This is a genomic window from Epibacterium sp. Ofav1-8, from assembly GCF_022348185.1.
Taxonomy (GTDB): Bacteria; Pseudomonadota; Alphaproteobacteria; order Rhodobacterales; family Rhodobacteraceae; genus Epibacterium.
On sequence record NZ_JAKRFD010000016.1, the window covers coordinates 109,501 to 121,218 of the forward strand.

8 protein-coding genes are annotated in these 11,718 nt (G+C 64.9%); 3 read left to right on the forward strand and 5 right to left on the reverse strand.

Annotated features, from left to right (window positions below; genetic code table 11):
• The first annotated feature begins 35 nt into the window (after positions 1–35).
• Together MHM97_RS20655 and MHM97_RS20660 are read left to right on the forward strand one after the other, a co-directional pair.
• Positions 36–1,190, forward strand: coding sequence for an AMP-binding protein (locus MHM97_RS20655; protein ID WP_239325116.1), 1,155 nt, complete (start codon positions 36–38; stop codon positions 1,188–1,190).
• Entirely contained in the window at positions 1,190–2,299 is a 1,110-nt protein-coding gene (locus tag MHM97_RS20660; RefSeq protein WP_239325118.1) for an acetyl-CoA C-acyltransferase, read from the forward strand. Before MHM97_RS20655 ends, MHM97_RS20660 begins: the two co-directional genes overlap by 1 nt.
• A 56-nt stretch (positions 2,300–2,355) precedes the next feature.
• Here the strand turns inward: MHM97_RS20660 and katG are convergent, their stop codons facing one another.
• Positions 2,356–4,572 (reverse strand): catalase/peroxidase HPI, encoded by a 2,217-nt coding sequence (gene katG, locus MHM97_RS20665; RefSeq protein WP_239325120.1) that lies wholly within the window; start codon positions 4,570–4,572, stop codon positions 2,356–2,358.
• A gap of 182 nt (positions 4,573–4,754) precedes the next feature.
• Here katG and MHM97_RS20670 point away from each other — a divergent pair, with 182 nt between their 5' ends.
• The gene (locus MHM97_RS20670) at positions 4,755–5,681 is read left to right on the forward strand and encodes a hydrogen peroxide-inducible genes activator (RefSeq protein WP_239325122.1); all 927 of its coding nucleotides are present in this window, start codon (positions 4,755–4,757) and stop codon (positions 5,679–5,681) included.
• A 61-nt stretch (positions 5,682–5,742) separates the two neighbouring features.
• Here the strand turns inward: MHM97_RS20670 and MHM97_RS20675 are convergent, their stop codons facing one another.
• The 4 genes from MHM97_RS20675 to MHM97_RS20690 all read right to left on the reverse strand — a co-directional run bounded on the left by MHM97_RS20675 (position 5,743) and on the right by MHM97_RS20690 (position 11,191).
• Positions 5,743–7,248, reverse strand: coding sequence for a TRAP transporter large permease (locus MHM97_RS20675; protein ID WP_239325124.1), 1,506 nt, complete (start codon positions 7,246–7,248; stop codon positions 5,743–5,745).
• Positions 7,245–7,826 (reverse strand): TRAP transporter small permease, encoded by a 582-nt coding sequence (locus tag MHM97_RS20680; protein WP_239325126.1) that lies wholly within the window; start codon positions 7,824–7,826, stop codon positions 7,245–7,247. Before MHM97_RS20680 ends, MHM97_RS20675 begins: the two co-directional genes overlap by 4 nt.
• A 90-nt stretch (positions 7,827–7,916) precedes the next feature.
• On the reverse strand, positions 7,917–8,963 hold the full coding sequence (locus MHM97_RS20685; protein WP_239325128.1) for a TRAP transporter substrate-binding protein: 1,047 nt from the start codon (positions 8,961–8,963) through the stop codon (positions 7,917–7,919).
• A gap of 221 nt (positions 8,964–9,184) precedes the next feature.
• Positions 9,185–11,191 carry a putative bifunctional diguanylate cyclase/phosphodiesterase gene (locus MHM97_RS20690; RefSeq protein WP_239325130.1) on the reverse strand — a complete coding sequence of 669 codons (2,007 nt, stop codon included), beginning with the start codon at positions 11,189–11,191 and terminating at the stop codon, positions 9,185–9,187.
• Between the last annotated feature and the right edge of the window lie 527 nt (positions 11,192–11,718).

An 11,718-nucleotide genomic window follows, 5' to 3' on the forward strand; every position in this document is an offset into this window, starting at 1 on the left:
TTGTGCGGGCCGACCCGGATATGGCGGACAGGGATATGTCGACGACCCAAGACCGATTTCAACTCTCGCCGCAGACCCGCGTCCTGACGCCCGAGGTGGCCGGCCTGGCGGAGCTTCTGACCGCGCTGAAGGCCGGACAGTCGATCCTGGCCCGACCGGGTGATGCGCCGATTTCCCCCGTGTTAGAGACGAAACAGTGGCTCTATTGCCAAAGTTCCGGCTCGACCGGCTATGCCAAGACGATCCGGCGCACACCGCAAAGCTGGATCCGCAGCTTCGAGATGGACCGCGAGAGGTTCGGCCTGTCGTCGGCGGATGTCTATGCCAGCCTCGGCACCCTGTCGCACTCCTTGACCCTGTTTGCGACGGTTGCGGCCTGTCACATGGGGGCGGATCTGGCCATGCTGGGCGAACGATCACCGCGCCGCCAGATGCGGGAGCTTCTGGAGCTGAAGGTGACGGTGCTCTATGCAACGCCGGCTCAGCTGCGTCTGTTGTTGCGGGCGGGGCCCACGGAGCCGCTGCGGCAACTGCGGCTGATCTTCTCCTCCGGTGGCAAACTGGACCCGGCCACCCGCGCGGCATTGGCGGCGCTCTGTCCCGGGGCGACGGTGCAGGAGATCTTTGGCGCGTCGGAAACCAGTTACATGACCCTGGCGGGACCGGATGCGCCGCCCGAGTCCGTCGGGCGCGCCTATCCGGGGGTCGAGCTGCGCATCGCCGATGCGGATGCGGCTGGCGTGGGCGAGATCTGGATGCGCAGCCCCTATCTGTTTGATGGTTACGAACAGGGGCAGAGCGCGGAGACGCGCTGGCAGGGCGGATGGCTGACCATCGGCGAGATGGGGTGGATCGATGCGGCGGGCAACCTCTATCCCAAGGGGCGACGCAACCGGATGGTGACGGTGGCTGATCGCAATGTGTTTCCGGAAGAGATCGAAGCCGTGCTGATGCAGGCCGACGGGGTCGAGGCCGCGGTTGCGCTGGCGCTGCCGGATGTGCGGCGGGGCCACAGGATTGTGGCGGTGGTGCAGGGCACCGCCCCGGCGCGCGTGCTGCGCCAGCTCTGCCGTCAGGACATCGGCGACCATGCGGTGCCGCGCGACATCCGGCATATGGAGGCGCTGCCCATGCTCGCCGCCGGCAAGCCGGACCTCCAGGCGCTGCGCCGTCTTCTGGAGGTGGAGTAATGCCCCGGATCATTGCCGCGCGGCGCAGTGCCATTGTGCCGAGAGGCGGCAAATTCGCCGAGTTAGAGCCACATGAGCTGGCCCGACCGGTGATCCGGGCCTGTCTGGCGGATGCACGTCTTGCGCCTGCGGCGGTCGGAGAGCTGATCCTGTCGAACGCGCTTGGCGCAGGTGGCAACCCGGCGCGGAGCGCGGCGCTTGCTGCCGGTTTGCCGGAACAGGTCGCGGGCCTGAGCATCGACCGCCAATGCGCGGGCGGGCTGGATGCCATTGTGTTGGGGCATGCGCTGGTGTCGGCGGGGCTGCATGAGGTGGTGATCGCCGGCGGGGCCGAGAGCTATTCGCGGCGGCCGCTACGTTCGCGCACCTTTGCCGATGGCCGCCCGCCTGTCCCCTACGATCAGGCGCGGTTCACGCCCTGGGCCGAGCGCGATCCGGACATGGCCGAGGCGGCAGCGACGCTGGCGGCGGATCTGGGGATTGCACAGGCCGAGCAGGATCGCTGGGCGATGCGGAGCCATGCGCTGGCGCGGCAGGCGGCAGAGGCGCGACGGGCGGAAATCGTGCCGATCGCGGGCTGTACGGCGGATGCTTTCACCCGCGATCTGACGGCGCGTCACTGCGTCCGGGCAAAGCCGGTTGCCGGGTGCATTACGGCGGCGAATATGGCGGTGGCGGCAGATGCGGCGGCGTTTGTGGTGATCGTGAGCGATCGCCTGGCGCAGGATCTGGGCGCCGCGGGGCTGCGCCTGCTGGATGGTGCGACCCGGGGCGCGCGCCCGGAGCAACCCGGTCTGGCGCCGGTCCCGGCCATTGCCGAAATCCTTGCCCGTCAGGGGCTGACACCACGGGATCTCGGGCGGGCGGAGATCATGGAGGCCTTTGCGGTGCAGGCCCTCGGATGCATCAAAAAGGCCGGATTAGAGCCTGATATTGTCAATCCGACGGGTGGTGCCCTGGCGCAGGGGCATCCGGTGGGGGCGTCCGGCGCGGTTCTGGCGGTGACGCTGTTTCATGCGCTGCGGGCGGGCGATCCTCCGGCGCTTGCGGCGATTGCCGCCGCCGGGGGCATCGGAACCGCAGCCCTGTTTGAGGCCGTGGCAGGCTGACAAAAAGAAAGGCGCCGCGGATGCGACGCCTTCCCGGTGATGCAGCTGCCGGCACATCAGGCCAGGTCGAAGCGATCCAGCTCCATAACCTTGACCCAGGCGGCGACAAAGTCAGACACGAATTTGCCTGCGTTGTCGTCCTGCGCATAGACCTCCGACAGGGCCCGCAATTGCGAGTTGGAGCCGAAGATCAGGTCGGCACGGGTGCCGGTCCATTTCACGTCGCCGGTTTTGCGATCCGCGCCTTCAAAGACCTCGCCGCTGTCATCGGTGGCGGTCCATTTGGTGTCCAGATCCACGACGTTGACGAAGAAGTCATTGGTCAGCTGGCCCTTGCGGGTGGTCAGCACGCCATGATCGCTGTCGCCATAGGTGGCCCCGATCGCCCGCAGGCCGCCCACCAGCACGGTCATCTCCGGCGCCGAAAGCGTCAGCAGCTGTGCCTTGTCGACCAGCAGTTCCTCGGTCGAGACCGAGAACTTCTTGGGCGCGTAGTTCCGGAACCCGTCCACCTGCGGTTCCATCACGTCAAAGCTCTCGACGTCGGTCTGCGCGTCGGTGGCGTCGGTGCGGCCGGGGGTGAACGGCACGGTCACGTCAAAGCCCGCGTCCTTGGCGGATTTCTCCACCGCGGCGGACCCTGCAAGCACGATGAGATCGGCCAGCGAGACTTTCATGCCGCCGGAGGCAGCACTGTTGAACGAAGACTGGATGCCCTCCAGCACGCTCAGGACCCGTGTCAGCTTTGCCGGCTCGTTCACGGCCCAGTCTTTCTGCGGGGCCAGGCGGATGCGCGCGCCATTGGCGCCGCCGCGCTTGTCGGAGCCACGGAAGGTTGAGGCCGACGACCAGGCCACATAGACCAGATCCTGCACCGACAGGCCGGAGGCCAGGATTTCTGCCTTGAGCGATGCGATCTCGCTGTCACCGATCAGCGGGTGATCGACCGCCGGGACCGGGTCCTGCCAGATCAGGTCTTCTTCCGGCACGTCGGGCCCGAGGTAGCAGGCCTTTGGCCCCATGTCGCGGTGGGTCAGCTTGAACCAGGCGCGGCGGAAGGCTTCGGCGAACTCTTCGGGGTTTTCGTGGAACCGCTTGGAGATCGGGCCGTAGATCGGGTCCATCTTCATCGCCATGTCGGCGGTGGTCATCATGATCGGGACCTTCTTGCCCGACCCGTCAACCTCGGGGGCGTGGTCCTCGTCCTTGAGGTCCTTGGCATGCCAGATCCAGGCACCGGCGGGGGATTTGGTCAGCTCCCAGTCGTAGCCGAACAGCACGTCGAAATAGCCCATGTCCCATTGCGTCGGGTTTGCGGTCCACGCGCCCTCGATGCCGGAGGTGATGGTGTCCACACCCTTGCCGGATTTATGCGAGGAGAGCCAGCCCTGGCCCATGGCCTCGATCGGTGCGGCTTCGGGTTCGGGGCCGACGGCCTCGACCGGGCCGTTGCCATGCGCCTTGCCGAAGGTGTGCCCGCCGGCGGTCAGCGCCACGGTTTCCTCGTCATTCATCGCCATGCGGGCGAAGGTCTCGCGGATGTCGCGACCGGAGGCGATGGGGTCCGGGTTGCCGTCGGGGCCTTCGGGGTTCACGTAGATCAGACCCATCTGCACGGCGGCCAGCGGGTCCTCCAGCTCGCGATCACCGGAGTAGCGCGCCTGTTCGTGATCCGATGTGGCAAGCCATTCGTCCTCGGCCCCCCAATAGATGTCTTCCTCGGGCTCCCAGACGTCGGCACGCCCGCCGCCAAAACCAAAAGGCTTCAGCCCCATGGATTCGATCGCGCAGTTGCCGGCGAGGATCATCAGGTCGGCCCAGGACAGGGAGTTGCCGTATTTCTTCTTGATCGGCCACAGCAGCATGCGGGCCTTGTCGAGGTTGCCGTTGTCCGGCCAGGAGTTCAGCGGTGCAAAGCGCTGGGTGCCGGTGGATCCGCCGCCGCGACCGTCCGCGGTCCGGTAGGTGCCCGCCGAGTGCCACGCCATGCGGATCATCAAGCCGCCGTAGTGACCGTAATCCGCCGGCCACCAGTCCTGACTGTCGGTCATCAGGGCGATCAGGTCCTTCTTGACCGCGTCAAGATCGAGCCCCTTGAAGGCCTCGGCATAGTTGAAGTCTTCGCCCAGCGGGTTCTGGCGTGCCTGGTGCTGATGCAGGATCGCAAGGTTCAGCTGGTTCGGCCACCAATCGCGGTTGGAGCGACGCCCCTTGTTGGTGTTTGCGCCGGAAAACGGGCAGCCGCCGCCTGCGCCAGTGTTTTGTCCGTCCATGTCTTCCTCCAGAAATTGTCCGTGGTGGGGACAGTTGTTGAACTGTCGGGGGCGTCGGCTGTTCCGGCTGCGGTCCGTTGCGAATCCACAGAAGATCTGACGCCTGCCCTCAGGAGTCTTTATAGCAAGAGTTCAGAATTATTCTAAGTTGCATTTTTTCATTGTTCCGATAAGAAAAAACTATGAACAATATGACCCTCAAACAGCTGCGCTATTTCGAAGCGCTGACCCGTCACGGCCATTTCGGGCGCGCCGCGGAAGCCTGCGCGATTTCGCAGCCGGCGCTGTCGGTGCAGATCAAGGAGCTGGAAGAGACGCTGGGGGTGGTCCTGTTCGAGCGCAGCGCGCGGCAGGTGCGGCTGACCGGGTTTGGTCAGGACTTTGCCGAGCGGGTGCGCGATATTCTGCGGTCGGTGGACGAGCTGGGCGATATGGCGCGGCTGGCCAAGGATCGCATGGTCGGGCGGCTTCGGATCGGGGTGATCCCGACGGTTGCGCCCTATCTGCTGCCGACCCTGATACATCGTCTCAACGCCGCGCATGGCGGGCTGGACGTGCATGTCCGCGAGACCCTGACGCAGCGGCTGATTACCGACCTGCTGGATGGCCGGCTGGACACCGCCATTGTGGCGCTGCCGGTGTCGGAGCCCGGATTGTCCGAGGTTGCGCTGTTTGACGAGAAGTTTGTTCTGGTGCGCTGCGCCACCGATGCGGACAAGCCGGTGCCCTCTCCGGAGGGGCTCCGGGAGATGAAATTGCTGCTGCTGGAGGAAGGTCACTGCTTTCGCGATCAGGCGGTCTCGTTCTGCAATTTCCGTCCGGCCCTGCCGCGCGACGGGCTGGATGGCAGTTCGCTGTCGACCCTGGTGCAGATGGTGGGCGCGGGCATCGGGGTGACGATCATACCCGAGATGGCGGTGGCGGTCGAAACCCGCTCCGCGCCGGTGTCGCTGGCCCGGTTCACCGAAGAAGAGGAGCCGGGGCGCACCATCGGCATGGTGTGGCGCAAGACCAGCCCGCTGGCGCCGCAATTGCAGGAGATTGCCGAGGTGGTGCGGGAGGCGGCAGAAAGCCTGCATCAGCAAAATCGCCACGTCCTGCCCGCCTGACGTGCAGGAGAACCGCCCCGGCGCCCGGTCCCTGATGCGGGAGGGGGCGCCGGGGCAGGGGTCAGTACAGCAGCATCAGCGGCAGCAGGGTGATCGCCGGGAACAGCACCAGGATGACCACCCGGATCAGATCGGAGCCGACAAAGAACATCACCGCCTTGTAGGTGTCCACCATCCGCGATTTGGGATCCATCGCGTTGATGACAAAGAGGTTCATGCCCACAGGCGGCGTGATCAGCCCGACCTCCACCACGATCAGGGTGAGGATGCCGAACCAGATGGCGACATATTCGGTCTCCAGCCGGTTGGCGATGCCCTGGGTCACGCGAATGCCCAGTTCCTTCATCTGCTCGCGGGTGAGTTCCGTGCCCGTGGCGATGGCGTCCTGGATCGAGGCCAGCATCTCGGCCCCCATGCCCTCCGGCACGCCGGCGCGCAGCACCTCCATCGCCGCCTCCGCCTGCATGGCGGGCAGCGACACCAGGTCGAAATCCATCGCTGAAATCACCGGGTAGAAGATCGGAATGGTCAGCAGGATCATCGACAGGCTGTCCATCAGACAGCCCAGCAGCAGATAGAAGACGAGGATCAGGGCCAATACCATCCAGGGGCTGAGACCCTGTGCAACCACGAAATTCGCCAGTTCCTGCGGCACCTGTGTCAGCGCGAGAAAGCCGTTGTAGAACCCGGCCCCCAGCACGATGAAGAAGATCATCGCGGTGGAGCGTGCGGTGATCATGAAACTGTCGGTGAGGGTGCGCTTGGTCATGCCGCCATTGGCCAGCGCGATCAGCCCGGTGCCAAGCGCGCCCACGGCCGCGCCTTCGGTGGGGGTGAACCAGCCCGCGTAGATGCCGCCCACCACCAGGCCAAAGACCAGCAGCACCGGCCAGACCGCAAACAGCAGCGCAAAGCGTTCGCGCCACGGGATCGGCTCCCGGGTGCCGGCGCTTTCGGGGAACAGGCGCACGTAGATCGAGATCGCGATGACATATCCCAGAGCGGCCAGAAGGCCGGGAATGAAGGCCGCAAGGAACAGTTTGGCGATGTTCTGCTCGGTCAGGATGGCATAGATCACCAGCACCACCGAGGGCGGGATCAGGATGCCGAGGGTGCCGCCCGCCGCCAGTGTCGCGGTGGAGAACCCGCTGGCATAGCCATAGTTCTTCAGCTCGGGCAGGGCGACGCGGCCCATGGTGGCGGCGGTGGCAAGCGAGGAGCCGCAGATGGCGCCAAAGCCCGCGCAGGCTCCGATGGCGGCCATGGCCACACCGCCCTTGCGGTGGCCGATAAAGCCCTCTGCCGCCTTGAACAGCGCGGTCGACATGCCGCCCAGCGTGGCAAACTGCCCCATCAGGAAGAACATCGGGATGATCGACAGCGAGTAAGAGGAGAAGGTCGAATAGGTCTCGTTCTTCAGGCGGCCAAAGGCCACCACGGTGTCGCCGGTCACGAGAACCAGACCGCCGAGGCCCACCAGGAACATCGACAGGCCGATCGGCACCCGCAGAAAGATGAGCCCCATCAGGACGGGGAAGGACCAGATTCCGATTTCAAGTGCGCTCATGACTGGGTCTCCACGCCGTCCCAGACCAGGATCTGGCCGGTGATGGCTTCGATGCTGCGGATCACCGCCATGTAAATTCCGACGATGGCCGCGACGACGGCGGCCACCAGGCTTGCTGCATAGGCCCACCAGACCGGAAATTGCAGCAGGAAGGAGGTCTCGCCGTTTTCGAACTTGCTGACGGTGCCAGCGCCCAGACGCCAGGCGATCAGCACCAGCACCAGGGCAAAGACGATCTCTGTCACCATGCGCAGGATGCGATTGGCGCGGGCGGGAAAGCTGTTGGCGAAGACATCCACCGCCGCGTGGCCGGAGGTGATCTGGCACAGCGGGATGAAGGAGAAGATGGCAAAGGCGACGCCGGCCTCGACCAGCTCGAAGTCACCGTTCACCGGGCCGACCCGCGCCGCCATCCAGTCCGCAAACTGCGGCAGCATGGTTTCCATCCAGTCGCCGTGAAAGACCCCGTTCAGCAGGCGTCCGGCGATGGAGATGCAGGTCAGGAAAATCAGGAGTGTCAGGACCACGCCGCCGATCATCGCCATGATCCGCGCCAGCCCCGTCATGTAGCTATGCATGCCTTTGCCCACCTTTGGCTTTATACAGCACCCTTGCATGCGACGGGGCCCGCTGCACAGGCAAGGCGGACCCCGTCAAGGACGTGCCGATCAGTTCTGATACTGCGGCGTGTATTTTTCGATCAGCATGGTGGCTTCGTCCAGAAGCGCCTGGCCGTCGATGCCGCGTTCGGACATATCGGCCAGCCAGCTGTCATAGATCGGCTGCGAGCGGTCGCGCCAGACGGCGGTCTGCTCGGCATCCAGCGTGATCACGTTGTTGCCGAGATCAAGCGCGTTTTCCCGTGCCGGCATGTCGGCATCGGCCATGGTGCCGCCGGCAAACACCGACATTTCCAGGCCGGAATTGTCGTCGATGGCCTTTTTCAGGTCATCGGGCAGGCTCTCGTATTTTTCCTTGTTCATCGCCAGCACGAAGGTCAGCGTATAAAGTGCGCGGCCCTCGAATTCGGTGTGGTTTTCCACCAGTTCCGGCACTTTCAGCGCGGTGGTGACTTCCCACGGGATGGTGGTGCCGTCGATCACGCCCTTGGAGAGCGCCTCGGGAATGGCGGGCACCGGCATGCCGACCGGGGTGGCGCCCAGTTCGGTCAGCAGCGCGTTCACGGAGCGGGAGCCGCCGCGGATCTTCACGCCTTCCAGATCTTCCGGTGCCTCGACCGGGTCGGAGGTGTGGAACATGCCGGGACCATGGACCCAGCCTGCGAGGATCTTGAAGTCCTTGAATTCACTGTCGAGCCAGTGCTTTTCCATCATGTCCCAATAGGCGTGGCTGACCGCGCGGGCGTTGGTCATCATGAAGGGCAGTTCGAAGACCTCGGTGGAGGGGAAGCGGCCCGGCGTGTAGCCGACCACGGTCCAGACAATATCGGCGACCCCGTCCTGCGCCTGGTCGATCAGCTCTGGCGGCTTGCCGCCCAGCTGCATCGAGGGGTAGCGGTCGATCTTGATGCGGTTGTCGGACGCGGCCTCGACCTTGTCGGCCCAGACATCCAGGATCAGTTTCGGCACGTTTGCCTGCGCGGGCAGGAACTGGTGCATCTTCAATGTCACCTCCTGCGCGGCGGCGGGCAGGGCGCCCATGGCGGTGAGCGCCATCGCCGCGGCGGCACCGAGAATCGTTCTGCGAGTGGTCATGCGTTTCCTCCCTTTGACCGGGGACCTTTTCCGGTTCCTCTGCGGCAACCTTACCGTACCCGTGCGTGATGTCGTGCCCAATTTTTGGGCACTGCGCCGACGCGGCGGTCCCGGCACGGTCAAACGTCCCCGCGCTCAGGGCTATTAGGTGCTTTTGTAACTATCAACGGGAGAGGGCCGGTGATTTTTCGATATTTTCACCATGCGGCGCGGGCTGCGGGTCAGTTTGCCACGCCGACGAAGGAGGCCGGGGCGAGATATTTCATCCAGCGGGCGGCGAACTCATCTGCGGGAATCGGGCGGCCGAACAGGTAGCCCTGCGCCTGGGTGCAGCCCAGGGCGATCAGCCGGTCCTTCTGTGCCTGGGTTTCGACCCCTTCGGCGATCACGGTCATGTCGAGGCTGCGCCCCATGGCAACAACCGCCGCGACGATGCGGTCATCCTTGAAATTCTGCGGCAGCGATTTGATGAACCGCCGGTCCAGCTTGATGCGATCAACCGGCAGCTCTTTGAGCATGGCGAGAGAGGAGTAGCCGGTGCCAAAATCGTCGATCGCCAGACGAATGCCCAGGCGACGCAGCTCGTCGATCAAATTGAGCGAGCTGCGCATGCGCGGGAACATGGTGCTTTCGAGGACTTCGATCTCAAGCCGGGCCAGATCCACCTGGTGGCGGTCCGCAAGCGCGCAGAGGTCGCTGCCGAAGTCCGGCGCCAGCAGCGAGGTCGCGGAGAGGTTGATCGACAGGTTCATCGGCGCAAGGCCGGCACGATGCCACTGGCCGAACTGGGCGCAGACCTCGCCGACCACAAACCGGTCGATCGCGGTGGTCAGCCCGGTGTCCAGCGCCAGCGGCACAAAGCCCCCCGGCAGCAGCAGCCCCTTGACCGGATGCTGCCACCGCAAGAGCGCCTCGGCACCGATGCATTGCCCGGTGCGCAGGTCGATCTGCGGCTGGTAGAACATCATCAGCTCGCCCGCCGCGATGGCGCGACGCAGGTCCGCCTCCATTTGCAGGCTCTCCTCGGAGCGCTGTTCCATGTTGTCGGAGAAGAAACAGACCTGACCACGCCCCTTGGCCTTGGCATGGCACAGCGAGACCCCCGCGGCTTGCATCAGGTCGCGCTGGCTCTTGCCGTCCTTGGGGTATTGCGCGACGCCCAGACTGGCGCTGAGGCGGCAGGTCAGCCCGTCCACCGACAGCTCGTCGCCAAGCGCATGAAGCAGCTCCGAGGCCACATGTGACAGCGCCTCGGTGGTGGTGACCTGTTCGACAAGCAGGATGAATTCGTCACCGCCAACCCGCCCGACGGTGATGCCGGGGCGGGCGACGGAATGCAGCGCCTCGGCGAGGTGCTCCAGCACGCGATCGCCCATGTCGTCGCCGAAAACCGAGTTGATGTCGCGAAAGCGATCCAGGTCGACCAGGATCAATGCCAGCCCCTGCCCGGAGGACGCGGCCCGTACGATCGCCATTTCGACCAGCGTTTTGATGGCGCGACGATTTGGGAGCGCGGTCAGCGCGTCGCGTAACGCGGCATTGGGGGTGGTCGATGCCTGGGGGCGGACCTGCCGTTGCGCGCGGAATTCAAAGGTGGGCGCGTTGCGGCCGCTGATCTGGGCGGTGACGCTGAAATCTTCTGATTCCGCCCGGTTGCCATGTCCCAGAGACCGGGATTCGCCGGACCAGCGCCCTTCGGTGCGGGCTTCGTCGAGGACGGCGTCCCAAAAGGATTTGCCAAAGCCCTGGCGATGCAGCGCCCATATGTGACGGCCGCGGATCTGATCCAGCGGCAGGCCGGTTTCCGATCTGAACCTGTCATTGGCATCGATCACACGCGCCTGGTCATCAAGGACGGCGATGCTCTCGGTCAGATGGGTGCTGAGGCGTGGGGCGCTCTCGTCGGGCGCGGGGCGGTGCTGCTGCCGCGCGCGGCGCAGCACTTCGGCCCCCGTCATCACCAGCGCAATCAGACCGCACAGCGCCGTCAGCACGATCAGGGCAAGCGGCGGCGGTAGCGACAGCGCATCCGCCAGGGCGGCCTCGGAGGTTGCCGCGCGGGGGTGCAGAGTGCGCGGATCGAGCGATGTGCCGGATACGGGCGTGGCCGTTGTGGCGCCCGATGACCACAGAAGGACAATCGCGGCCTGTGCCAGGGGGGTGACACGACACAGCGACGCAGAGATCGCGCTCTGCATCAGACTGCGCCGCTCCTGACCGATCAGCATTGGTCCCTCCTGTCCCCATTTGGAGCCTAACACCAGCAGGGCATCTGTCAACTGGAGGTTGCATTCAGGATTTGCGACGTAGAGCCGATTTAACCCTTTCAAAACGGGGGCAACGGCTGGCGGTCGGAGGCGGAGCAAATTGGCAGCGCCCGGCGGGTCTGTGCGCCGGAGCCGCCGCTGTTGCGCGCTGTCTGGGCAAGTTGAATGAGGAAACTTTAATTTGATTGACTGATCAGTCAATAATTGATTAGGTCGCCCCTAACATCCGCACCAAGCCGATTCCCGGTGCTGAATGGGGCGCATCGACGCCGGTGTTCAGCAGTGGCCGGTGCGCCTTTGGATGGACGTATGCCCTCGTCCTTGGTGAGGGCCGACACATTGAGCAATCTGAAAGACGCCCCTTATGACATCGCCTAACATATTGATATTCATGGTTGACCAGTTGAACGGGACGCTGTTTCCGGATGGTCCGGCAGACTGGCTGCATGCGCCGAACATGAAGGCGCTGGCGGAGCGTTCGACCCGGT